Below are 21,830 nucleotides of genomic sequence, written 5' to 3'. Positions count from 1 at the left end.
CTTCATGAGCTGGCACAAGCGTCTGCTCGTCGCCGGGGTCACCGGTGTCCTGGCCTTGACCGCATCCGCGTGCGCGGGCGGTCAGGTGCGCGGGGCCGGCGGAACCCCCAAGCCGGCCGAGAGCAGCGGCAGCAGCCAACCGGCGGCCTCCCCGGCCGCGCAGGCCAACGACAGCACGTTCGTGTACGTGCCGAACCTCGACGTGGTCACCGACTGGGACCCCGCGACCTCGTACTCCAACGAGATCGTCGCCATGCAGAACATCTACGAGGGCCTGACCAGGTACAACTCCCAGGAGAAGAAGGCCGAGCCGCGCCTGGCCACCGAGTGGACCTCGGCGAACGAGGGCAAGGAGTGGACGTTCAAGCTGCGGCAGGGCGTCAAGTTCCACTCCGGCGCCGCGCTCGACGCCGAGGCCGCCAAGAAGGCCATCGAGCGGACGATCGAGAAGAAGGGCGGCGCCGCCTACATCTGGGACGCGGTCAAGACGATCGACGCGGTGGACGCGTCCACGCTGAAGTTCACGCTCAAGTACGCCACCCCGCTCGACCTCGTGGCCTCCTCCGGCTACGCGGCCTACATCTACGACGTGAACGCCGTGGACAAGGACGGCAAGTCGGACGCCGGCACCGGCCCGTACACGATCGACTCCTGGCAGAAGGGCAAGGAGACCGAGCTCACGCTGAAGGCGTACGAGGGCTACTGGGGCGGCTGGAAGCCGGAGCAGTACAAGAAGGTCGCCTACCGCGTCACCCCCGAGATCACCACGGCCTGGCAACTGCTCCAGAAGGGCGAGGTCAACTTCGTCCAGCGGCTGAACCCGCAGCTCTTCCAGCAGGCCGGGACGACCCCCAACGTGCAGACCTCCGCCTCGCCGTCGTTCCAGAACCTGCTGGTGCTGTTCAACACCGCGAGCGGGCCGGCGAAGGACGTCAAGATCCGGCAGGCCCTGCAGTACGCGATCGACTACGACGGCCTGGTGGCGGCGCTGAAGGGCTCCGGCCAGAAGGCCAACGGCCTGGTGCCGCAGGGGCTGCTCGGCCACGCCAACGACATGGAGCCCAAGCAGGACCTCGCCAAGGCGCAGGCGCTGCTCGCCGAGGCCGGCTACGGGCCGGACAACCCCGAGCTCAAGCTCACCATGACCTACGCGCAGGGCGACGACGACCAGAAGCTGCTGGTCACGCTGCTCAGCTCGGCGCTGAAGGGCATGAACGTGACGCTGCAGGCCAAGCCGATGACCTGGAGCGCGCAGTGGGACCTGGGCAAGAAGCAGGGCCAGGACATCTTCGTCATGTACTGGTACCCGGACTATCCGGACGCCTACTCCTGGTACGTCAACGTGTTCAAGAGCGCCGACAAGCCGCAGTTCAACCTGTCGTACCTGAAGGACTCCGCCATCGACACGGCGATCGACGCGCTGCCGCAGCTCACGGCCACTGACCAGCTCAAGGCCGACCAGGCGTACAAGGACCTGCAGAAGAAGATCATCCAGGACCAGGCGGCGGTGGCCGTCCCGTACGTGCAGACCTACCAGCGCGCGCTGACGTCCGACGTCGAGGGATACGTGGACAACCCCGCCTATCCGAACGTGGTCTTCTTCTACGACCTCAAGAAGCGCGCAAGCTGACGATGTCGCGTTATCTGACCCGCCGGCTCGGCCAGGCCCTCCTGGTCGTGTCCGGCGTGGTCGTGCTCACGTTCGTCGTGATGCGGCTGGTGCCGGGGGATCCGGCGGTCGCGTTCGCCGGGCCGAAGGCCACGCCCGAGGAGCTCGCGGCGGCGCGCACGCGGTTCGGGCTCGACGACCCGCTCCCCGTGCAGCTCCTCAACTACGTGCGCGACCTGCTCACCGGCGACTGGGGCGTCAGCCTGCGCACCCGGCAACCGGTGCTCGACGACCTCTACGTGGCGTTCCCCGCCTCGCTGGAGCTGGTCGGCACGGCCCTGCTCATCGCGGTCGTCGTGGGCATTCCGGTCGGGGTGCTTGCCGCCCGCTATAAGGCGAAATTTCCGGACCTGGGGGTGCGGGTCGGCAGCATGCTCGCCGTCTCCGTACCCGTCTTCTGGCTGGCCCTGGCCCTCCAGACGGTCTTCGCCAGCAACCTCGGCTGGTTCCCGATCGCGGGCGAGTACGACTCCTCGCTCGACACCACCAGCCCGCTCACCCTCTGGACGAACATCACGATCGTCGACGCCCTCATCACCGGCAACTGGCCCATCTTCACCAGCACGCTCCAGCACCTGGTGCTGCCCGCGCTGGTCGTGGCCGCCTACCCCACGGGCGTGATCGCCCAGATGACCAGGGCGGCGCTCATCGAGGAGTCCGGCCAGGACCACACCAAGCTGGAGCGCGCGCTCGGTTTCGGCGAGACGTCCATCCTGACCAGGTTCGCCCTCCGGCCCGCCCTGAACCCGGTCCTGTCGCTGATCGCCCTGGTCTTCGCGTACGCGATCGTCAACGGCTTCCTCGTCGAGGCGGTCTTCAACTGGCCCGGCCTGGGCCGCTACGCCGCCGAGTCGATCAAGTCGCTGGACACCCCCGCCATCGCGGGCGTCACGCTCCTGGTGGCCCTGGTGTACGTGCTGGCCAACCTCGTCGTGGACATCCTCCAGGGCTTCGTCGACCCGCGAGCGAGGGCGCGATGACGAGCGTCGAGGCGCCGCTGCGGCGCACCTTCCTGCCCAGGATCCCCGACCGGTTCGCCGCGTTCGGGGCGGTGCTCATCGTGCTGGTCGTCCTGGCCGCGATCCTGGCGCCGTGGCTCGCGCCGTACCCGGTGGACCAGGTCAAGCCGCTGGAGAACCTGCAGCCGCCGAGCGCCGCGCACTGGTTCGGCACCGACCAGGTCGGCCGGGACGTGCTCACCAGAGTCCTGTACGGCGGCCGCACCTCCCTGTTCATCGCCGTGGCCGTGCTGGCCGTGTCGGCGGTGATCGGGGTCACGCTCGGCGTGGTCGCCGGGTACGCGGGCGGCTGGATCAGGGACGTGATCATGCGGATCACGGACATCTTCCTGGCCTTCCCCGCGCTGCTGCTCTCCCTGGCCCTGGCCGTGGTGCTCCAGCCCAGCGTGAACACGGTCATCCTGGCCATCGCCGTGACCTGGTGGCCCTGGTACACCCGGCTGGCGGCCTCCGTGGCGGCCTCGATCGCCACCCGCAGCTACGTGGACGCCGCCCGGTGTCTCGGCGTGCCCGCGCCGCTGATCATCCTCAGGCACGTCCTCCCGAACTCGCTCACGCCCGTCCTGGTCCAGCTCTCGCTCGACGCGGGCGGCGTGATCCTGACCTCGGCGGCGCTGTCGTACCTGGGGCTGGGCGCGCAGGAGCCGACGGCGGAGTGGGGGCTCATGGTGCAGCAGGGGCAGACGCTCTTCACCACGAACTGGTGGGTGGTCACGTTCCCCGGCCTGGCGATCCTGGTGACGGCGTTCGCGTTCAACGTCCTGGGTGAGGGGCTGCGCAACGCTCTCGATCCGCGAAGGGCGGTCAGATGATCGAGGTGCGCGACCTCCGGGTGCGCTACGGCGGGCGCGTCGTGGCCGACGTGCCGGAGCTGGACGTGCGCGAGGGCGAGTGCGTCGCGATCGTGGGGGAGAGCGGCTCGGGCAAGTCGACCACGCTGATGTCGCTGCTGGGCCTCACCCCAGATGCCGAAATTTCAGGTCATGTACGGGTGTGCGGCATCGACGTGCTCACAGCGTCACCCCGCAGGCTCCGCGAGATCCGGGGCGCCAGGGTGGCACTCGTGATGCAGTCGCCGCAGGCGGCCCTCAGCCCGGCCACCCGCCTGGGTGTCCTGATGCGCCGCGCCCTCAAGCTCCACGGCGTCGGCAAGCCCGCGGGCACACTGCCGGAGGCGCGGCCCTCAGCCGGGAAGGGAGGGCTGGAGGAGATCATGAGGGAGGCGGTGGAAGCGGTCATGCTCGACCGCGAGATCCTGCGCCGCTACCCCCACGAGATCTCCGGCGGCCAGGCCCAGCGCTTCGCCATCGCGCTGGCCATCGCCCTGGGCGCCGAGGTGATCCTCGCCGACGAGCCCACGAGCGCGCTGGACGTGACGGTGCAGGCCGAGGTGGTCGGCGTCCTGCGCAGGCTGCGGGAGGAGCGGGGGCTGGCGCTCCTGCTCGTCTCCCACGACCTGGCCCTGGTCTCGACGATCGCCGACCGGGTGATGGTCATGAAGGACGGCGCGGTGGTGGAGTCGGGGCCGGCCGCGCGGGTGCTGGCCGAGCCGTCCCATCCGTACACGCGCGAGCTGCTGGAGGCGCTGCCGTGACCATGCTCAGGGCCGAGCGGGTGACGCTCGGCTACGGCCGCACCCCGGTCGTGCACGACGTGACCCTCGACATCACCGAGGGCGGCGTCGGGCTGATCGGGGAGAGCGGCTCGGGCAAGACGACCCTGGCGCGCGCGTTCCTGGGCCTCCTCACCCCCATGTCCGGAAATATCTGGTACGGCGACCAAACGCTGAAAAAAGCGGACATGCGGAAGTTCCGGAAAGACGTCCAGCCCGTGTTCCAGGCCGAGGCCCTCGACCCCAGGATGCGCATCGGCACCTCCGTCGCCGAGGCCCTGCCGCGCGCCGCGCGAGGCCGGGTCAAGGACCTCCTCGAACAGGTCGGCCTGGACCCCGCCCTGGCCACCCGCCGCCCCCACCAGCTCTCCGGCGGCCAGCGCCAGCGCGTGGTGATCGCCAGAGCCCTGGCGGTGGACCCCCGCCTCCTCATCCTGGACGAGCCCACCAGCGCGCTCGACGTCACCGTCCAGGCCAGGATCCTCGACCTGCTGGCCTCCCTCGACACCGAGCGCCTGCTCATCACCCACAACCTCGCCGTCGTGGACCGGCTGTGCCGCACCGCGCACGTGCTCTTCGCGGGCCGCGTCGTCGAGTCGGGGCCGACGGCCGAACTCCTCGCGAAGCCGGCCCACCCCTACACGCGGGCCCTGCGCGACGCCGTGCCGAAGCTGGGCGGCGCCCCGCCCGTGGCCAAGGGCAGGACGGAGGCCGTGCCCGCCCCGACCGGCTGCCCGTTCCGGCTGCGCTGCCCGCTGGCCGCGCCGGAGTGCGAGCAGCCGCCCGCGCTCAGGGACCTGGGAGGCCGCCAGGTCGCCTGCCACCGAGCCGAGGACGTGCTGCTCAGCTGACGAGGTTCTTGAGGTGAGCGCAGAGGTCGCCCGAGAGCTTGCCCATCAGCCGGGACAGCTCCGCCCGGTCCTCCGCCGACCAGTCCGCGAGCGCACCCTCGAACAACTCGGTGGTCACCCGGCGGCACCTGCTCGCCACCTCGGCCCCCTCCTCGGTCAGCGCGATGCGCCAGGCCCTGCCGTCGTCGGGGTCGCGTACCCGCTCTACCAGCTTGCGCTGCTCCAGCGAGGCGACGTGCCTCGTCACGTGAGGGCTCTCCACCTGCAGTGCCTCGGCGATCGCGCCGATCCTGCGCGGCTCCGGCGCGTCCAGCAGGTGGACGAGGATCTTCACGTCGGGCCGGTCGAGCCGGACGCCGGCGGCCTCGGTCAGGCGCTCATGCGTCTTGGCGCGGTTCAGCGCGTCCACCACTGAGCGGAACGCCGACACCGTCCTGTTGAGATCTTCGTCCATATCCGATTTGCTTACCTAACTTACGTATGTATTATCTTGCCCTGTTACTTACCTAACTTAGCTAAAGGAGCCGACATGGCGACAGTCGTCGCGTCCGCGCCACGTACGACGTCCACCAGAAGTCCGTGGCCCGGGGTGGTCGCGCTGGCTTTCGCGGCCTCCATCGCCGCACTTCAGAACACCGCCGTGGTCCCGCTGCTTCCCGTGCTGCAGCGGGAGCTGAACGCCCCGCTCTCCTCCGTGACCTGGACGCTCACGCTGAGCCTCCTGGTCGCGGCGGTGGCCACGCCGCTGTTGTCGCGCTTCGGCGACATGTACGGCAGGCGCCCCATGATCCTCGGCGCCCTGGGCCTCCTGGTGGTCGGCTCGGTCATGGCCGCGCTGGCGCCCTCGCTGACCTGGTTGATGGTGGCGAGGGTGCTCCAGGGCGCCGTGGCCGCGCTGGTGCCGTTGTCGATCGGGGTGGCGCGCGACGTGCTGCCCAGGGAGCAACTGGCCACCGGCATCGGGGTGATCAGCGCGACGATGGGGTTCGGGAGCGGCGGCGGGATGATCCTGGCCGGGCTCGCGTCCGGTGACTTCCACCTGGTCTTCTGGATCACGGCCGGCATCTCGCTGGTGGCCGTCGCGATCGTGGCCCTGCTCGTGAAGGACAGCGCCCCGGTGGGTCCCAAGGGCCGTCCCGACCTGGCCGGCGCGGCGCTGCTGACCGCCTGGCTGGTCGCGCTCCTGCTGGGCATCAGCGAGGGCGGCTCGTGGGGCTGGACCTCGCCGGGCGTGCTCGGCCTGTTCGCCGCCGCGGCGGCGCTGGCGGCGGTCTGGGTCGTGGTCGAGCGCCGGGTGGCCGAGCCGCTGGTGGAGATGGCAATGCTGGTCCACCGGGGCACGGTCGGCGCGACGGTGGCCTCGATGCTGCTCGGGTTCTCGTTCTTCACCCTCATGACGGGTACGTCCAGCTTCGCCCAGGTGCCGGTGGGGACCGGTTACGGCTTCGGCGCCTCCACCCTCCAGGTGGGCTTCTTCCTGCTGCCGAGCACGATCTTCATGCTGGTCATCTCGCTGTTCGCGGGCCGGATCATGCGCCGCTTCCAGGCCTCGTCCATGGTGGCGGTGGGGTCGGCGGTCACGGCCCTGGCGGGGCTGTGGCTCGTGGTCGCGCACACCAGCCCGGCCCACCTGTACGTGGCGACCTCACTGATGGGCATCGGCCTCGGCGTCGGCTACGCGGCGCTGGGCACCATGGCCGTGGAGCACGTGGACCCGGGCAAGACGGCCCTCGCGGCAGGCGTGAACGCGCTCGTACGCATCGTGGGCGGCAGCACGGCCGGCGCGGCCATCGCCGCCATCCTGGCCGCCCAGCCGGGCATGGGCGGCTACCAGTGGGTCTTCGGGACGGCAGCCGTCGCCGGGGCCACGGCCGCGCTCTTCGCGGCCGTGTACGGGCGGCTCAACCGCGCGACGGTTACAGCGCCTTCAGGCCGCTGATCACCTCGAGCAGCACCTTCGCGTCGGGCGCGGGGGGCGGGTGCTCGACCTGCACGAGCTGCTGCGCGTGCAGGTCACCGACCAGCACCCGTACCACGCCGATGGGCAGGTTCAGCTCGGCCGCGACGTCCACGAGCCGGGTCGGTTTGGTGCACTTCTGCATGATGATCAGATGCTCCGGGCCCAGGCCCATCGGCGGCGCCAGGCCACCGGCCGTGATGATCACCGCGATGAGGTCGATGGCCTCGCTCGCGGGGACCGTACGGCCCCGGGTCAGTAGGTAGGCCGGGACGATAGGACCGGCGTCCTCGTCCAGCCAGCGTTCGTCACTCACTTCGCACCACCCGCATGGGTCGAGCGGGTTCCTTCACGTGGGCCTCCGGTTCGGGCTCTGCCACGTGCTCTTCCGGGATCAACACGATCGCGGTGGTCCCTCCATATGGTGAACCGCGTAACGTCACGCGGATGTCGTGCCTGGCGGCCAGGCGGGAGACGACGAAAAGGCCGAGCCGGTCGCTGTCGGCCAGGTCGAACTCCGGTGGGCTGGCCAGCCGCTCGTTGAGTTCGGCCAGCTCCTCTGCGCTCATCCCGAGCCCGCGGTCCTCGACCTCGAAGGTGAAGCCGCGGGCCGCCACCTCGCCGCGCACGATGACCGGAGTGTGCTTCGGCGAGTAGACGGTGGCGTTCTCGATGAGCTCGGCGATCAGGTGGATCACGTCGCCGACCACGGGTCCGGCCAGGCGCTGGCCGGACATCGGCTCGACGGTGACCCGCTGGTAGTCCTCCACCTCGGCCGACGCGCCGCGGGCCACGTCGAGCAGCGCCACCGGCCGGCTCCAGCCGCGGCCGGGGGTGGCGCCCGACAGGATGATCAAGCCCTCGGCGTGGCGGCGCATGCGGGTGGTCAGGTGGTCGAGCTTGAACAGGTCGTCCAGCGCGTCGGGGTCGGTGGCCCGGTGCTGCATGTCCTGCAGCTGGATGCGCTGGCGGTGCAGCAGGGTCTGGCTGCGCCTGGCCAGGTTGCGGAACACGTGCCCGACGCCCTCGCTGAGCTGCGCCTGGCCGACCGCTGCCTCGACGGCCGTCTGCTGGACGGTGGAGAACGCCTGGCCCACGTCGTCGATCTCGACCGTGGTGCTCGCCACGGACAGCTCCGGCATCTCGACCTTCTCGCCCTTGCGGAGCTTGGCGACCACGTGGGGGAGCCGTTCCTGGGCCACCTCCAGCGCGGCCAGCCGGAGCGCGCCCAGCTCCTTCGACAGCCGGTTGCCCATGCGCAGCGAGAACGCGATCGACACGACCACCAGCCCCAGCGTCGCGCCCGCCAGCAGGAGCGCCCGGGACAGCACCTGGTCGGCGATCGGCTCGGTCCGCGTGTTCAGCACCGCGCTGGCCCGCATCAGCGCTTCCTGGAACGACTTGGACAGCCCCTCCGTGAGGGTGAGCCAGCTCCGCGGCGCCTTCCCGGCGATGATCTGGTCCTCCATGATCCGCAGCCGTTGGTAGGCGGGGGAGGTGATCAGCGCCACCTGCTGGTCGCGCAGGCTCGGGTCGAGCTCGTTGAGCGACTGGTCGACCAGGAATCGCCGGTTGCCGACGAGCTCCGTGAACAGCCGGCGCTCGGCGGGCTGGGTCGGCCCGAACGCGACGGCCTGTTCCCTGGTCAGCAGCTCCTTGGCGTACCCGAGGTCGATGACGATGCGCGACTGCTCGTAGATCGGGATGTCGTCGATCAGCGCGACCCGCTTGTGCAGGCCGAAGAGCGTGTCGTTGATCGCGCTGTAGGCCTCCACGGTGTGCAGACGGTCGGACAGGCCCGTGTCGATCTCGCCTCGGATCGCATCGAGCCTGTCGAGTTGCGTGTACACCGCGTCCACCTGTGTGCGGATCTCTTCCGATCGGTCCTTGGATGTGCTGGAGAGCTGCCTGAACGCGTCACTGGCGGCATCGGTGCGGGTGCGCTGCGCGGCGACGGCGGACTTGTCCCCCGAGTTACGCAGGAGCCTGGCCGAGACTAGACGTTCACGCTGGATCTCGCTGATCAGTTTGTACGCGGGAAGACGGAGGTTCGTCCAGAGTGTCTTGTATTGACGCAGCTCCAAGCTCTCGGTGGCGGTGACGGCGGTTATGACCCCCCACAAGACCACCATGGAGGCCAGTGGCACGAGTAGTAGTCCGATGATCTTCATGCGGATCGTTCGGCTACGACCCATGACACCTCATTCCGGTCGGTCCCCTGCTGGCAACCCCGGACGGGACAAGCCCAGAGAATAGCAATTGGATCATCAAAATGCCCAATTTTTCGGGACTTTTGGACACCTGGGCCTTGATCCATCGATCTTGGAGTAAGTTTCCCGAGTACATCGCCGACAGAGGGAGATGCGTTGCGCCGTCGTCTCGCAGCGGCCGCCGCGCTCTTACTCCTCGCGGCCTGCTCGCCGCCTCCGGAGCCCCCGCAGGCGCCGTCCGGGCAGTCCCCGTTCGTCTATGTCGAGAATCTGGACATCGTCACCGAGTGGGACCCCTCCAAGTCCTACTCCAACGAGATCGTCGCCCTCCAGAACATCTACGAGACGCTCACCTTCTGGAACCCGGTCACCAAGAAGTCCAGCTCCAGGCTGGCCACGTCGTGGCGCTCGTCGCCCGACGGCCGGACATGGACGTTCAACCTCCGCTCCGGGGTGACCTTCCACACCGGCAGGCCCCTGGACGCCGCGGCGGTCAAGTCGTCGGTCGAGCGCACCATGAGCGCCAAGGCGGGCGCCTCCTACATCTGGGACGCCGTCTCGTCCATCAGGGTCGACGGGCCCACGACGGTGACGTTCGCGCTGAAGTACCCCGTCCCGCTGGACCTGGTGGCCTCCTCCACGTACGCGGCCTACATCTACGACACGCAGGCGGCGCCCGACCTCGGGAAGTTCTTCGCGTCGGGCAGGGACGCGGGCTCGGGGCCGTACACGGTGACGAAGTGGCAGAAGGGCAAGGAGGACGAGCTCACGCTCAGCGCGTACGACAAGTACTGGGGAGGGTGGGGCCGGCCGCACTACAACACGGTGAAGTTCCGCGTCGTGCCCGATCCCGACAGGGCGTGGCGGCTGCTGCAGCGCGGCGAGGCGAGCTTCGTGGCGCGGCTGAACCCGCGCCTGTTCGCCGCCGCCTCGACCGCGCCGGGCGTGCGCACCTCCGAGCGGGCGTCGTTCCAGACGGCGATGCTGCTGTTCAACACCGCGAACGGCCCCATGAAGGACATCCGCGTGCGCCGCGCGGTGCAGAAGGCCGTCGACTACCAGGGCCTGGTCAAGGACCTGAAGGGCGCGGTCTCACCGGCCAGCGGCATCATCCCCGAAGGGCTCATGGGGTATGTGCCCGGCCGCGTCCCCCGGCAGGACCTGGTGGGCGCGGCGCAGCTGCTGAACAGGGCGGGGTACGGCCCCGGCGGCCGGCCGCTCCGGCTGCGGCTGACGTACGGGGAGGGCGACACCGACTGGCACCTGCTCGCCACGAAGCTCACCGCCGCCCTCAAGCCGCTCAACGTGACGGTCGACGCCCGGGCGATGCCCTGGACCGCCCAGTGGGAGCAGGGCAAGAAGCGCGGCCAGGACATCTTCGTCATGTACTGGTGGCCCGACTACGCCGACGGCTACTCCTACTTCGGCAACGTCTTCCACAGCGGGAACCCGCCCGTGTTCAACCTGGCCTACCTGCGCGACCAGGGCCTGGACGCGCTGCTCGACACCGTGCCGGAGCTGACCGTGACCGACCGGCCGGCGGCGCAGCGGGTGTACGAGCAGGCCACGAAGCGGGTGCTCGACCAGCGGGCGGCCGCGGCGATGCCGTGGGTGGTCAACTACCAGCGGGCCTACCAGGGCGCGGTGCAGGGCTACAACGACAACCCGGCCTACCCGGACGTGGTCTTCGTCTACGACCTACGCCCCTCGGGCTGAGGGCTGTGTTCATGGCCTCACTTCGTGAGGCGGTCCCGGTCGCCCTCGATGCCGCCGGTCCTTTCCCGCAGCCGGACCTTGATCTCCTCGGGCGTGTAGGCCCGGCGGCGGCGCTCGGCGCGCGCGATCACCACTCCCGTGGCCGCCACGCCCATGATTCCCGCCAGACCGAGCATCTTCCACCAGCGCATGTGCCTAGGCTAACGGTGTGCTGACTCTCGACGAGGCCGTAAGGGTGACGAGGACCGGCGATCTGTGGATTTTCCGCGGGCGCTCGGTCCCCGACCGCGCCATCCAGACGATGACCAACAGCCCGGTCAACCACGTGGGCATGGCGATCGTGGTCGAGGACCTGCCGCCGATGATGTGGCACGCCGAGCTGGGCAAGTCGCTGATCGACCTGTGGTCGGGCACGCACCAGCGCGGGGTGCAGCTGCACGACCTGCGCGACGCGGTGACCACGTGGGTCGGCCGCTACGGCCAGCGGCCCTGGCTGCGCCAGCTCGAGCCGGAGGCGACGCCCGAGATGGAGGACGCGGCCCTGCGCATGGTGGCCCGGCTCGACGGCACCCCGTTCCCCTCCACCGCCCGCCTGGCCGCCCGCTGGGCCAGGGGACGGCTGCCGCGCCGGCGCCGCCGCCAGGAGACGCTGGAGAGCGCGTACTGCGCCGAGGTGGTGGCGGTCACGTACGAGGAGATGGGCCTGCTGCCCGGCGGTCGCCGGCCCAACTGGTACGACCCGGGGAAGTTCTGGAGCGGCGACGACCTGGAGCTGCTGATGGGGCGCCGGCTCGGCAACGAGATCACCGTGGGCGTCGAACGTCCGTGAGCCACGGCTCCGCACCGGCCACGACCTTGACGCGGTGCGGCATGGGTTCCTGGACCTCCGCCGCGGCCACGTTCATGCGCGCGATCTCCAGCGGCTCATTTCGCGAAGGCCAGCTGGTCGTTCTCGCGGGACACGACGGTCAGGACGAACGGCTGCCCCGGACCCCCGGGAAAGGTGATCCGGATCCGGTCGGCTCCCTGACGCTCCCAGTGGCCGACGATCTTCCTGGGCCGGTCGTCCGGCCCGGGAAGCCACTCGACGAACGTGCCGTCGGAGTGGAACTCCATCCCGCGACGGGGCCGCCGCGAAGGCCGGAACGCGAAATCGTCCGGCCGGTACACCGCCATCGCGTCGGTGTCCTCCTCGTAGGAGTGCGTCCAGGCTCCGACGACGTCCGGTGCTTCCTCGTTCATCATGATGACGCTCATCGGACCTGGCGGTTCCCGGCCACCACGTTCAGCGCCGCGCGGGTGTCCTTCAGCACCTCCTGGAGCAGCTGCTCCAGGTCGCGCTGCGAGCCGTTGCCGGTGAGCCGCGTCTCAGCGGGGGAGGCGACGCCCGCGGGGATCCGCTCCTCGGCGCGCGCGGCCAGCTGCGGGACCAGGAAGGACGCCCGCGGGCCCTCCAGGCAGGCGTTCATCCGCGTCGACTGACCGCTGGTGAACATCATCATGCCGGCGTCGTCGGTGTAGTCCATGTAGTTCACGAACATGTCGCCATTGGGACCGTTGTTGCACGAAATATGGGGAAATATCGGCATTCCGGTGTTGTTGCCGGCCTGGTTCGGGGTGTCGGCCACCTTGTCGTCGCCGCTGCATCCCTCGCCATCGTCCCCCCAGATGTGGAAGAGGTTCAGCCAGTGGCCGATCTCGTGCGTCGTGGTCCGGCCCAGGTGGAACGGTGGCGCCGCGGTGCCCGTGCTGCCGAAGGCGGAGTGGCGGATGACGACGCCGTCCGTGTCCGGCGGGCCGCCGGGGAACTGCGCGTAGCCGAGCAACCCGCCCGTCAGCTGGCACACCCAGATGTTGAGGTACTGGTCGCTGGGCCACGGGGCGGCGCCGCCGGTGGCGCTCGACTTCACCAGGTCGTCGAAGGTGAAGCCCATCCGCTGGGTCTCCACGCGGACGATCCCGTCCGTCGGCTCCCCGTTCGGCCCACGGGTCGCGAGGTGGAACTCGACCATCGTGTCCGCCACCAGCGACCTCCAGACGGGCGGCACCTTCGTCACGTCGGGGTTGGCGGCCCGGAAGTCCTGGTTGAGGATCTCGATCTGGCTGTGGATCTGGTCGGCGCCGATGTTCTGCTCGGGGCGGGCCGGGTTGTGGACGACGTGCACGACGACGGGGATGCTGATCACGCCGACGCGGCTGACCATGCGGGTGCCGAGCCTGTACTGCGTGGCCTGGTTCTCGATGGACGCCCGCCGCGCGCGGTAGGACATGCTCTCGTTGAGCAGCCGGCGGTGCACGGGCATGGTGCCGCACAGGTCTCGCGTGAGCGGTGCGGACAACTCTGACTCGTCCATCATGATTCCCCCCAGAAGTGAAGCGAGAGAGGCCGCCCGGCCGGATCGCAGAAGAAGGGCAGACCGCGATCCGGCCGGTCGGACGCTGATGCACTCGTACCGCGAACCGCCCGGTCGAAAGCCCAAAGGAGTGCAAGGCTTCCGGCTCGGATCCACGCGCACGCCGCTCTCCGTCCTGACCGGGAGCGGCCGGACCGCCGTTATGCTCGGGCCCGATGGACATCCGCGTGCTGGGCCCGGTCGAGGTCTACGACGGCGACGTCGAGATCCCGATCGACGGAGCGCAGCAGCAGTGCGTGCTCGGCCTGCTCGCCGCGCACCTCGGCGCGTACGTGCCGGTGGACCGGCTGATCGAGGCGCTGTGGGAGCGCGACCCGCCCAAGACCGCCAGGACCATCGTCCAGCTTAAGGTGTCGCAGCTGCGCAAGATCCTGGGCGGGCGCATCGCCAGCACCACGGCGGGCTACGCGCTCGCCGTACCGGAGGAAGAGGTCGATCTCGGGCGGTTCCGCGCGCTCGCCGCACAAGGGCGGGCAGGACGGCCGCGGGACGCGGCCGGCGCGTGGGAGCGGGCGCTGGGGCTCTGGCGCGGGCAGCCGCTGCAGGGGCTCGGCACCGACTGGGTCGAGCGGCGGGTGCGCCGCCCGCTGCTGCGCGAGCGCTGGGACCTGCTGGAGGAGCACGCCGCCGCGCTGATCGAGCTGGGCCGGCACCGCGAGGTACCCGCGCTGCTGCAGGAGCTCAGGGACGAGGAGCCGCTCAGGGAGACGCCGCACGCGCTGGCCATGACCGCGCTGTGGCACGACGGGCGGACGGCGGAGGCGCTGGAGCTGTTCCACGACGTGCAGCGGCTGCTGGCGGGGGAGCTGGGCGTCGATCCCGGGCCGCGGCTGCGGGACCTGCACCAGCGCATCGTCGAGGGCCACCGGCCCGTGGCGCCGCGCCAGCTCCCCAGGGACGTCCCCGGCTTCGTCGGCAGGCAGGCCGAGGCCGAGCGCCTGAGGCGCCTGCTGCACGGCGGTCGCGTGGCCGTGGTGACCGGCGCGGCCGGCATCGGGAAGTCGGCGCTGGCCGTGCACGTCGGCCACCAGGTGGCCGCCGAGTACCCCGACGGCCAGCTCCACGTCGACCTCAACGGCTACGGCCAGGGCGAGCCGCTGCCGCCCGAACGGGTGCTGCCCCGCCTGCTCGGCGCCCTCGGCGTGCCCGCCCCCAGCGGCGCCGCCGAGCAGCTCGACCTCTACCGCTCGACGACGGCCGCCAGGCGGGTGCTGGTCGTGCTCGACAACGCCGCCCACGCCGAGCACGTACGCCCGCTGCTGCCCGGCGGCTCCTCCAGCGCGGTCATCGTCACCAGCCGCGACACGCTGCGCGGCCTGGCCCTGCAGGGAGCGCAGACCGTACGGCTGGGCACGCTCACCCCCGGCGAGTCCCGCGACCTGCTGGCCGACCTCGTCGGCCCTGACCTGATCCAGGCCGACCCGGCGGCCGCCGCCGAGCTGGCCGAGCTCTGCGGCCACCTGCCGCTGGCGCTGGCCATCGCGGGCGCGAACCTCATCGGCCGGGCCGGCCTGCGCGAATACCTCGCGGAGCTCCTCGACGACCGCCTGAACACGCTGGCCGTCGAAGGCGACGCGCAGGCGACCGTGGCCACGGCCTTCGCCGGCTCGTACGCGGCGCTGACGCCGGACGCCCAGGTGCTGTTCCGGCGGTTCGGGCTGGTCCCCGGCTGCGACTTCACCGCGGGTTCGGCGGCCAGGCTCGCCGGTACGGACCCCGGCACGGCCAAGCGGCTCCTGGCCAGGCTCGCCTCGGCCCACCTGGTCGAGGAGCACGCGCCGGGCCGCTACCGCCTGCACGACCTGGTCCGCCTCTACGCCCGCGAACACTGCACGGACGCCGCCGACGACCCGGCCCGGCTGCACGCGTACTACCTGCACACCGCGCGGGCCGTCGCGCCGCTGCTGGCGCCCTCCATCGAGCTGCTCCCGCTGACGGGCGAGGACCCGCCGCGCGACGCGGAGGAGTTCGCCGACGCCGACGCGGCGCGCGCCTGGTTCCAGGCCGAGCAGCACAACCTGCTCACCGTGATCGACCACGCCCGCGGCCGGCTGCTCTGGCGGCTGGCCGAGACCCTGCGCGCCTTCATGTACGGCGCCTACCAGCCCGACGTGATCATCACCGCGGCCCGCCGCGGCCTGGCCGCCGCCGAGCGGGCGGACGACCGCGCCGGCCAGGCCAGCATGCACCACACGCTGGCCAACGCCATGTTCGTGCTGAACGAGCCGCGGCCGGCCGTCCGGCACTACGAGATCGCCTCCGACCTCTACGAGCAGGCCGGCTGGGGGACCGGCACGCTGCTCGCGCTGACCAACCTCGTCGTGGCCCGCGCCAGCCTCGGGGATCTCCAGCAGAGCCTCGCGAGCCAGGAGCGGATCGTCCGGCTGTGGGAGAAGTTCGAGCCGTCCACGAAGCTGGCCGCGACCCTGGAGAACTACGCCATCAAGCTCCTGTGGGCCGGGCGCCCCCGCGAGGCGCTGGACCGGCAGCTCCGTTCCGTCCGGATCAGGGAGGAGCTCGGCGAGCAGCGGGGCTGGCAGGCCCGGGCGTACTCCATCCTCGGCGACATCCGCGTGGCGCTGGGCGAGCTCGGGCCGGCCGTCGAGGACTTCGAGCGGGCGCTGGCCGTCGCCAAGGACATCCAGGTCGCCGCGACGCTGTCCAGCGTGGCCATCGCGCACCACCTGCGCGGCGACGGCGCCCGTGCCGCCGAACTGGCGCGGCGGGCCGTGGACATCGCCCGGGCGCGCCAGCTGGCCGGCGAGCACGAGGAGGCGCGCAGCACGCTCGCCCGCGTGGACGAGTCGCTCGACCTCGGCGAGCGCGTCGGCATGCTCAACGAGGTGCTCGCCGCCTACCGGGACCGCACCTACCCCTACCTGGAGTCCCGGGCCCGGGTGTGGCTGGCCGAGGTGCTGGTGGACGGCGGCCGGTGGGACGAGGCCGCCGCCGTGGCAGGGCAGGCGCGCGAGGCGGCCGCGCGGTACGAGCTGCGGCTGCTCGAAGGCCAGGCGCTCACGCTGCTCGCCCGGCTCCACGTACGGGACGGCTCGGCGGGAGAGGGGCGCGACTGCGCCAGGAGGGCTCTGGAGGTGCACCGGGAGTTCGGCCACCGGCTCGACGAGGCCGCGGCCCTGGCGGTGCTCGACCAGACCTGACCCGGCTCACCGGCGGTGGCCCGGCTCACCGGCGGGGTGGCCCGCAGCTCCGTGCCGGGCCTGACCGGGTTCAGGGTGGGGCGGCCAGCAGGGACTCGAAGGTGGCCTGAAGCTCCGCCCCCGGGTCCACGCCGAGCTGGTAGGCCAGCAGCCGGCGGGTGCGTTCGTACAGCTCGAGTGCCTCGGCCTGCCTCCCGAGCCGGTAGAAGGCCGTCATCAGCAGCGACACCAGCCGTTCCCGCTGCGGATCGGCCGTCACGCTCGCGCGCAGCGGCGCCACCGCGAGCTCCGGCCGGTCCGTCCTGAGCCGCCTGCGGGCCAGCTCCTCGACGGCGGCCAGCCGGGCCTCGTCCAGCTCGACCGCCGCCACCTCCAGCGCCTTGCCACCTCCCCAGCCGCCCAGCGCCGGACCGCGCCACAGAGCCAGCGCCTCCTCCAGCAGATCGGCCCCGGCCTCGTCGCCGAGGCCCGCCGCCTCGGCGACCAGGCGGCGAAAGCGCAGCGCGTCGACGCGTTCGGGGTCGGCACGCAGCACGTACCCCGAGGCGTCCCGTTCCAGGCGCACGCCCGGCAACGTCCGGCGCAGCCGGTAAACGTGCCCCTGCACGGTCATCCGCGCGCTGTCCGGGGGAGTTCCCTCCCATACGGCGTCGACCAGCCGCTCCACCGGCACCGGACGGTTCAGGTCCAGCAGCAGCGCGGCCAGTACGTAACGACGCTTACGCGGCCCGATCTCCAGGCGGCGTCCCCAGACACAGGCGTCGATGGACCCGAGCAGGCAGTACTCCAAGTGATCCATCTGTCCCAGGATGCCCGGAGCCGCTAAAACCCCGCTAAAGACGGCGACGGCGCCGTACCCGCACCAACAGAACGCCAACGGGCTCTGCCAGGGTCTTTCACTCACGATCCACGCCTACACAGGAAGAGACCCAAGTTGATCACGAAGAAGGCCGCGATCGCCGTGCTGGCCGGCTCGCTCCTGGCGGGCCCGGTGGCCGCCGTCGCCCTGACGCAGCCGGGCGCCGCCGCCGTCGCAGCTGCCCACACCGGCGCCCACACCGCAGCCGCGAAGGACCGGCTCGGGCCCGGCGAGTGGCTGCTGCCCGGGCAGTCGCTGACCTCGGAGGGCGGCCGGTTCAAGCTCGTCCAGCAGGCGGAGGGGAACCTGGTGTTCTACGAGGGCACCAAGGCGCTGTGGACCTCGCCCACCTCGGGCAGGCCCGGCGCCCGCGCGACCATGCAGAAGGAGGGCAACCTCGTCATCTACGGCGCCGACAACAAGCCGCTGTGGTCCACGCCGACCGCCGGCAACCCGGCGCGTACCTGCTGCTGCCCAAAGAGAGCGGCAACCTGGTGATCTACAGCCGGGACAACCGGCCACTGTGGTCGTCCAAGGCGTACATCGGCAAGCTGCCCTCGGGGCACGTCCTGCGGCCGGGCCAGGCGGTGCAGTCCGGCAACGGCCGCTACCGGCTGATCCAGCAGGACGAGGGCAACGCGGTGCTGTACGACGGGCAGCGCAGCCTGTTCACCACGCCGACGGCCGGTCACCCCGGCGCCCGGTCGATCATGCAGGCGGAGGGCAACTGGGTGGTGGTGGACAGCGGCAAGAAGGCCCTGTGGACCACCAAGACGGCCGGCAACCCGGGGGCGTGGCTGGCGGTCAGCGATGACGGGCGGATCATCATCTACTCCCGCGACAACAAGCCCCTCTGGACCAGTCGCTGACCTGATCCCGGTTCCGCCGCCTTTTGGGGGTTCTGTCCGGTGGTCACGGGTTTTCCCATCCGATGGCCCAGAAGGCGGCGTAACGGCGCCCGGCCCCGCACACCTCGTGACCGTCTCCCTGGACAGGGCCCGGCCACGTGCGGGGGGGTGGGTTGCCCGCCGTAAGCGTAAAGGCTGGGGGAGAGCACCACGTGCGGCGGGCGGACGGGCCGCCGTGAGGAGCTCCACGTGCGGCGGGTCGGTGGCCCGCCGTGAGTGGAAAGGCTGGAAAAGAGTGCCACGTGCGGTGGGTCGGTGGCCCGCCGTGCGTGGAAAGATGGACCTCCGGAAGAGTGGCAGGCTGGAAGGATGCGCCTAGCCACGTGGAACGTGAACTCCGTCAAGGCCCGGCTGCCCCGCCTGCTCGAATGGCTCGCCGAGGCGAAACCCGACATCCTCTGCCTCCAGGAGACCAAATGCTCCGCGCAGGCGTTCCCCACGGCGGAGGTAGGGGAACTGGGGTACGCCGCCGCGGCCCACGGGGACGGCCGGTGGAACGGCGTGGCGCTCCTCTCCAGGGTCGGCCTCGACGACGTGACCCTCGGCTTCCCCGGTGAGCTGAACGGCGTGGAAGCCGTGGCCCCGGAGGCCCGCGCCATCGCCGCCACCTGCGCGGGAATGCGCGTCTGGTCCCTGTACGCGCCGAACGGCCGCACCGTGGACTCCCCGCACTACGCGTACAAGCTCGCCTGGTTCGCGGCGCTCCGGGATGCGCTGGCGGCCGAGACGGCCGTGCCGCTGGCGGTGTGCGGCGACTACAACGTCGCCCCCACGGACGCCGACGTATGGGACCCCGCGCTGTTCGTCGGCGCCACCCACGTCACCCCCGCCGAACGCCGGGCCCTCGCCGACCTGCGGGCCCTCGGACTGCACGACGTGGTGCCGACGCCGATGAAGGGCCCGCACCCGTTCACGTACTGGGATTACCGGGCCGGGATGTTCCACCAGAACAAGGGCATGCGCATCGACCTCGTCTACGCGAGCGCGGACGTCGCCGGGCGGGTGCGGTCGGCGTACGTCGATCGCGAGGCCCGCAAGGGCAAGGGCCCTTCCGACCACGCCCCGATCGTCGTTGATCTCGGACCATAATTCAAATCACAAACCGCGCTCGTCCGAGTATCCTGTTTTCTCAAATGTCTCGGGGGATTGAGTAGCTTCACGGCCCACAGGGGGGATCTCCGTGGAACCTGCGGACGGTCGCGTCATTCTATTCATCATCATCGCTCTCGCCGTGTTCGCCCTCGGTCGGCGCTTCCAGACGATGATCATCATGCGTCAGGTGTGGAAGCAGAGCGCCAAGCAGGTCACAGCCAGGAAGGCGGTCGCGAACAGCGCCGCGAAGGCGATGATCGGCATCACTTTGCTCGCGATATTCGTGGTCTGGCTGGTGCTCAACCTCAACCGCGTAATGTGAAAAGCAATCAATAGCTGATTACCGCGCAATTGCGCGGCCGTCCGCAATCCGCCCGGTGGCCTATTTGTGGCGATTTCGCAGGGCCCAAGCCGTCAGCACGGCCGCTCCGGCGGCGGCCAGGCTGACGGCGCGCGTGAGACGTACCGCGCGGCGGATGTCCTTGATGTCAGGCTCGGGCCCGTCGCCCATGGTGGGCCGGTGCTCGGTCCTGCCCTGGTAGACGTTCGTGCCGCCCAGGGTGACGCCGAGCGCCCCGGCGAAGGCGGCCTCGCACCTGCCGGCGTTCGGGCTGGGGTGCCGGTGGCCGTCCCGCCTGAGCACCGCCAGCGCCCGGCCGGGGTCCGGCCCGGTCAGGACCGTGAGCAGCCCCGTCACCCTGGCCGGTACGTAGTTCGCCACGTCGTCGAGCCTGGCCGCCGCCCAGCCGAACCGTTCGTAGCGGGGGGAGTGGTGGCCGACCATGGCGTCCAGCGTGTTGATCGCCCGGTACGCCAGCAGCCCCGGCACGCCCGCCACCGCACCCCAGAAGAGCGGAGCCACGACGGCGTCGGAGGTGTTCTCGGCCAGCGACTCGACCGTGGCCCTGGCGAGTTCCTTGGCCTCGAGGTGGGAGGGGTCGCGGCCACAGAGGTGGGGGAGGCGGGCCCTGGCCCGTTCCAGGTCGCCGCCTTCGAGGGCATCCGCCATATACTCGCCCTCGCGGGCGAGCGTGGTGCCGCCGAGCACGGCCCAGGTGGCGACGGCCGTGACGGCCGTACGGGCGTGGGGGATCCGCTGGGCGAGTACTCCGAGCGCGGTCGCACCGCCGACGCAGATGGCGACATGTGCCACTCCGTGCGCCTTCTTGTCCGCGTACAGGGACTTCTCCACCCTCGCGGCGACACGCCCGAAGACCGCGACCGGGTGGGCGGCGCTCCGCGGGTCGGCGATCAGCCGGTCGAGGGCCACCCCGAGGGCGAGCCCCAGCGGGTCACACCAGGTGGGCATGGAGCTCGTCTTCGTGTACGTCCAGCCAGGCCGCCGCGCGGCGGATGCGCTCGCCGGCGCCGCCCGCCCACATCTTCGCCCAGTTGCCGCCCGCCGAGGCGCGGGTGCGCATGACGTCGTAGGAGCGGTGGAAGCGGAGCCTGGCCAGTTCGAGGAGGCGGCGGCGGTCGCGGGGCGGCACGCCGTACGCGTCGCAGAACAGCCTCAGCCGCTCGCCCACGTCGAGGTTGCGGAGGAGCGGGGACCGGTCCACGGGATCGGCGATGGGGGCCCAGTGGCGGAGCGTGGTGACGATGTCGAAGAGCCGCGTGGTGGGGCGGGCCAGATCGAAGTCGATCAGCGCGTGGGGCCGGCCATCGCGAAATATCACGTTTGCTGGCGTTAAATCACAATGTCCGATGATTTCTGGCGCTTTGTCATCATTCGACCCGCCTTCCCACCCCTCCAGGGACAGCGGGAACCCGACGGTCGCATCATGAAATTCCCGAAGCAGCACCGCAAGCCCGGCCAGCGCCTCATCACTCACGCTCTCCAGCCGCAACCCGGTCGTACCCGGCAGATACGTCAGGATCTCCCGCCCGAGCCCGTCCATCCCCACCACCCGCGGCGCCCCACCGAACCCACGGGCCTCAAGGTGCCGGAGCAGGGCGTGCACGGCGGGTGTCGACGTACTGGCCGGTCTACGCACGGTGTCACCGACCCGCACCACCCCGTCAGTCACGTCCCCGCCCTGCAACGGAATCTCATGCAGGAGCGTCGCGACCATGCCACGAGAGCTTAGACCCTTTTGCCCCACCCCCGCCCAGCCTTTTCCCCAGCTCACCTCCCCCGCCACCCATCCCCGCCCTGGCACCCCTTCCTGCCCTCCGCCCGCCGCACTCACCACCCGCCCCCACAGCCACCGGCTCCTGCGCTGCGGGCTCCTGCGCTGCGGGCTCCTGCGCTGCGGGCTCCTGCGCTGCGGGCTCCTGCGCTGCGGGCTCCTGCGCTGCGGGCTCCTGCGCAAGGGGGTCCTGATAGGAAGAGAACACGTCTGTACTCTAGTCTGGTTGGGTC

General features: G+C 70.9%; 22 protein-coding genes. 13 read left to right on the top strand and 9 right to left on the bottom strand.

Annotated features, from left to right (window positions below; translation table 11 throughout):
- Positions 1–4: 4 nt before the first annotated feature.
- Genes ACWDX9_RS35475 through ACWDX9_RS35455 form a run of 5 tightly spaced genes read left to right on the top strand, consistent with a single transcriptional unit; the run spans position 5 to position 5,151 of the window.
- Positions 5–1,630: an ABC transporter substrate-binding protein gene (locus ACWDX9_RS35475; protein WP_364247927.1), complete on the top strand. Its 1,626-nt coding sequence runs from the start codon at positions 5–7 to the stop codon at positions 1,628–1,630.
- Positions 1,631–1,632: 2 nt separating this feature from the next.
- Positions 1,633–2,649, top strand: a complete 1,017-nt coding sequence (locus ACWDX9_RS35470; RefSeq protein WP_449961831.1) for an ABC transporter permease — start codon at positions 1,633–1,635, stop codon at positions 2,647–2,649.
- Positions 2,646–3,500, top strand: a complete 855-nt coding sequence (locus ACWDX9_RS35465) for an ABC transporter permease (protein WP_355199430.1) — start codon at positions 2,646–2,648, stop codon at positions 3,498–3,500. The genes ACWDX9_RS35470 and ACWDX9_RS35465 overlap by 4 nt, the downstream gene beginning before the upstream one ends.
- Positions 3,497–4,282, top strand: a complete 786-nt coding sequence (locus ACWDX9_RS35460) for an ATP-binding cassette domain-containing protein (RefSeq protein ID WP_449961827.1) — start codon at positions 3,497–3,499, stop codon at positions 4,280–4,282. The genes ACWDX9_RS35465 and ACWDX9_RS35460 overlap by 4 nt, the downstream gene beginning before the upstream one ends.
- 2 nt (positions 4,283–4,284) lie before the next feature.
- Complete coding sequence (locus tag ACWDX9_RS35455) at positions 4,285–5,151, top strand: ABC transporter ATP-binding protein (RefSeq protein ID WP_449961854.1); 867 nt, start codon at positions 4,285–4,287, stop codon at positions 5,149–5,151.
- Here ACWDX9_RS35455 and ACWDX9_RS35450 read toward each other — a convergent pair.
- On the bottom strand, positions 5,144–5,605 hold the full coding sequence (locus ACWDX9_RS35450; protein ID WP_449961824.1) for a MarR family winged helix-turn-helix transcriptional regulator: 462 nt from the start codon (positions 5,603–5,605) through the stop codon (positions 5,144–5,146). The genes ACWDX9_RS35455 and ACWDX9_RS35450 overlap by 8 nt on opposite strands.
- Positions 5,606–5,680: 75 nt before the next feature.
- Here ACWDX9_RS35450 and ACWDX9_RS35445 point away from each other — a divergent pair, with 75 nt between their 5' ends.
- Positions 5,681–7,090, top strand: a complete 1,410-nt coding sequence (locus ACWDX9_RS35445; protein WP_449961821.1) for an MFS transporter — start codon at positions 5,681–5,683, stop codon at positions 7,088–7,090.
- On the opposite strand, the gene ACWDX9_RS35440 is transcribed toward ACWDX9_RS35445, so the two are convergent.
- Both ACWDX9_RS35440 and ACWDX9_RS35435 read right to left on the bottom strand, forming a co-directional pair.
- Positions 7,068–7,424, bottom strand: a complete 357-nt coding sequence (locus ACWDX9_RS35440; protein ID WP_185067699.1) for a DUF742 domain-containing protein — start codon at positions 7,422–7,424, stop codon at positions 7,068–7,070. The two genes, ACWDX9_RS35445 and ACWDX9_RS35440, sit on opposite strands and share 23 nt — an antisense overlap.
- Positions 7,417–9,303 carry a sensor histidine kinase gene (locus ACWDX9_RS35435; protein WP_449961819.1) on the bottom strand — a complete coding sequence of 629 codons (1,887 nt, stop codon included), beginning with the start codon at positions 9,301–9,303 and terminating at the stop codon, positions 7,417–7,419. Before ACWDX9_RS35435 ends, ACWDX9_RS35440 begins: the two co-directional genes overlap by 8 nt.
- A gap of 171 nt (positions 9,304–9,474) precedes the next feature.
- Between ACWDX9_RS35435 and ACWDX9_RS35430 the strand changes: the two genes are divergently transcribed.
- Positions 9,475–11,034: an ABC transporter substrate-binding protein gene (locus ACWDX9_RS35430; protein WP_449961816.1), complete on the top strand. Its 1,560-nt coding sequence runs from the start codon at positions 9,475–9,477 to the stop codon at positions 11,032–11,034.
- 17 nt (positions 11,035–11,051) lie between these two features.
- Here ACWDX9_RS35430 and ACWDX9_RS35425 read toward each other — a convergent pair whose 3' ends face one another.
- Entirely contained in the window at positions 11,052–11,225 is a 174-nt protein-coding gene (locus ACWDX9_RS35425) for a hypothetical protein (RefSeq protein ID WP_449961813.1), read from the bottom strand.
- Between the two features lie 20 nt (positions 11,226–11,245).
- On the opposite strand from ACWDX9_RS35425, the gene ACWDX9_RS35420 reads away from it, so the two are divergent.
- Positions 11,246–11,863: a hypothetical protein gene (locus ACWDX9_RS35420; RefSeq protein WP_449961851.1), complete on the top strand. Its 618-nt coding sequence runs from the start codon at positions 11,246–11,248 to the stop codon at positions 11,861–11,863.
- Positions 11,864–11,958: 95 nt separating this feature from the next.
- Here ACWDX9_RS35420 and ACWDX9_RS35415 read toward each other — a convergent pair whose 3' ends face one another.
- Together ACWDX9_RS35415 and ACWDX9_RS35410 are read right to left on the bottom strand one after the other, a co-directional pair.
- Positions 11,959–12,291 carry a hypothetical protein gene (locus tag ACWDX9_RS35415; RefSeq protein ID WP_449961810.1) on the bottom strand — a complete coding sequence of 111 codons (333 nt, stop codon included), beginning with the start codon at positions 12,289–12,291 and terminating at the stop codon, positions 11,959–11,961.
- A complete protein-coding gene (locus ACWDX9_RS35410) occupies positions 12,288–13,391 on the bottom strand; it encodes a zinc metalloprotease (RefSeq protein WP_449961807.1) in 1,104 nt (367 codons plus the stop codon). Before ACWDX9_RS35410 ends, ACWDX9_RS35415 begins: the two co-directional genes overlap by 4 nt.
- Before the next feature lie 212 nt (positions 13,392–13,603).
- On the opposite strand from ACWDX9_RS35410, the gene ACWDX9_RS35405 reads away from it, so the two are divergent.
- Positions 13,604–16,606: a BTAD domain-containing putative transcriptional regulator gene (locus ACWDX9_RS35405; RefSeq protein WP_449961804.1), complete on the top strand. Its 3,003-nt coding sequence runs from the start codon at positions 13,604–13,606 to the stop codon at positions 16,604–16,606.
- Positions 16,607–16,676: 70 nt separating this feature from the next.
- Here ACWDX9_RS35405 and ACWDX9_RS35400 read toward each other — a convergent pair whose 3' ends face one another.
- Complete coding sequence (locus ACWDX9_RS35400) at positions 16,677–17,405, bottom strand: AfsR/SARP family transcriptional regulator (protein WP_449961801.1); 729 nt, start codon at positions 17,403–17,405, stop codon at positions 16,677–16,679.
- 135 nt (positions 17,406–17,540) lie between these two features.
- On the opposite strand from ACWDX9_RS35400, the gene ACWDX9_RS35395 reads away from it, so the two are divergent.
- The 4 genes from ACWDX9_RS35395 to ACWDX9_RS35380 all read left to right on the top strand — a co-directional run bounded on the left by ACWDX9_RS35395 (position 17,541) and on the right by ACWDX9_RS35380 (position 19,787).
- On the top strand, positions 17,541–17,963 hold the full coding sequence (locus tag ACWDX9_RS35395) for a hypothetical protein (protein WP_449961798.1): 423 nt from the start codon (positions 17,541–17,543) through the stop codon (positions 17,961–17,963).
- Positions 17,894–18,334, top strand: coding sequence for a hypothetical protein (locus tag ACWDX9_RS35390; protein ID WP_449961796.1), 441 nt, complete (start codon positions 17,894–17,896; stop codon positions 18,332–18,334). The genes ACWDX9_RS35395 and ACWDX9_RS35390 overlap by 70 nt, the downstream gene beginning before the upstream one ends.
- Before the next feature lie 348 nt (positions 18,335–18,682).
- Entirely contained in the window at positions 18,683–19,462 is a 780-nt protein-coding gene (locus ACWDX9_RS35385; protein WP_449961793.1) for an exodeoxyribonuclease III, read from the top strand.
- Positions 19,463–19,553: 91 nt separating this feature from the next.
- Positions 19,554–19,787, top strand: coding sequence for a hypothetical protein (locus tag ACWDX9_RS35380; protein ID WP_357740854.1), 234 nt, complete (start codon positions 19,554–19,556; stop codon positions 19,785–19,787).
- Between the two features lie 60 nt (positions 19,788–19,847).
- Here the strand turns inward: ACWDX9_RS35380 and ACWDX9_RS35375 are convergent, their stop codons facing one another.
- Both ACWDX9_RS35375 and ACWDX9_RS35370 read right to left on the bottom strand, forming a co-directional pair.
- Complete coding sequence (locus ACWDX9_RS35375; protein ID WP_449961790.1) at positions 19,848–20,774, bottom strand: cobalamin biosynthesis protein; 927 nt, start codon at positions 20,772–20,774, stop codon at positions 19,848–19,850.
- A complete protein-coding gene (locus tag ACWDX9_RS35370) occupies positions 20,758–21,540 on the bottom strand; it encodes a phosphotransferase (RefSeq protein WP_449961848.1) in 783 nt (260 codons plus the stop codon). Before ACWDX9_RS35370 ends, ACWDX9_RS35375 begins: the two co-directional genes overlap by 17 nt.
- Positions 21,541–21,830 lie beyond the last annotated feature (290 nt).

The sequence above is a fragment of the Nonomuraea sp. NPDC003201 genome (genome assembly GCF_053590415.1).
Note: the sequence above shows the minus strand (reverse complement) of the source record. Positions and strands in the feature narration are given on the sequence as shown.

Excerpts from the sequence above, each read along its gene's own strand:
- ACWDX9_RS35475 (WP_364247927.1), top strand. The coding sequence starts at position 5 with ATGAGCTGGCACAAGCGTCTGCTCGTCGCCGGGGTCACCGGTGTCCTG.
- ACWDX9_RS35470 (WP_449961831.1), top strand. The coding sequence starts at position 1,633 with ATGTCGCGTTATCTGACCCGCCGGCTCGGCCAGGCCCTCCTGGTCGTG.
- ACWDX9_RS35465 (WP_355199430.1), top strand. The coding sequence starts at position 2,646 with ATGACGAGCGTCGAGGCGCCGCTGCGGCGCACCTTCCTGCCCAGGATC.
- ACWDX9_RS35460 (WP_449961827.1), top strand. The coding sequence starts at position 3,497 with ATGATCGAGGTGCGCGACCTCCGGGTGCGCTACGGCGGGCGCGTCGTG.
- ACWDX9_RS35455 (WP_449961854.1), top strand. The coding sequence starts at position 4,285 with ATGCTCAGGGCCGAGCGGGTGACGCTCGGCTACGGCCGCACCCCGGTC.
- ACWDX9_RS35450 (WP_449961824.1), bottom strand. The coding sequence starts at position 5,605 with ATGGACGAAGATCTCAACAGGACGGTGTCGGCGTTCCGCTCAGTGGTG.
- ACWDX9_RS35445 (WP_449961821.1), top strand. The coding sequence starts at position 5,681 with ATGGCGACAGTCGTCGCGTCCGCGCCACGTACGACGTCCACCAGAAGT.
- ACWDX9_RS35435 (WP_449961819.1), bottom strand. The coding sequence starts at position 9,303 with ATGGGTCGTAGCCGAACGATCCGCATGAAGATCATCGGACTACTACTC.
- ACWDX9_RS35425 (WP_449961813.1), bottom strand. The coding sequence starts at position 11,225 with ATGCGCTGGTGGAAGATGCTCGGTCTGGCGGGAATCATGGGCGTGGCG.
- ACWDX9_RS35415 (WP_449961810.1), bottom strand. The coding sequence starts at position 12,291 with ATGAGCGTCATCATGATGAACGAGGAAGCACCGGACGTCGTCGGAGCC.
- ACWDX9_RS35410 (WP_449961807.1), bottom strand. The coding sequence starts at position 13,391 with ATGATGGACGAGTCAGAGTTGTCCGCACCGCTCACGCGAGACCTGTGC.
- ACWDX9_RS35405 (WP_449961804.1), top strand. The coding sequence starts at position 13,604 with ATGGACATCCGCGTGCTGGGCCCGGTCGAGGTCTACGACGGCGACGTC.
- ACWDX9_RS35400 (WP_449961801.1), bottom strand. The coding sequence starts at position 17,405 with ATGGATCACTTGGAGTACTGCCTGCTCGGGTCCATCGACGCCTGTGTC.
- ACWDX9_RS35385 (WP_449961793.1), top strand. The coding sequence starts at position 18,683 with ATGCGCCTAGCCACGTGGAACGTGAACTCCGTCAAGGCCCGGCTGCCC.
- ACWDX9_RS35375 (WP_449961790.1), bottom strand. The coding sequence starts at position 20,774 with ATGCCCACCTGGTGTGACCCGCTGGGGCTCGCCCTCGGGGTGGCCCTC.
- ACWDX9_RS35370 (WP_449961848.1), bottom strand. The coding sequence starts at position 21,540 with ATGGTCGCGACGCTCCTGCATGAGATTCCGTTGCAGGGCGGGGACGTG.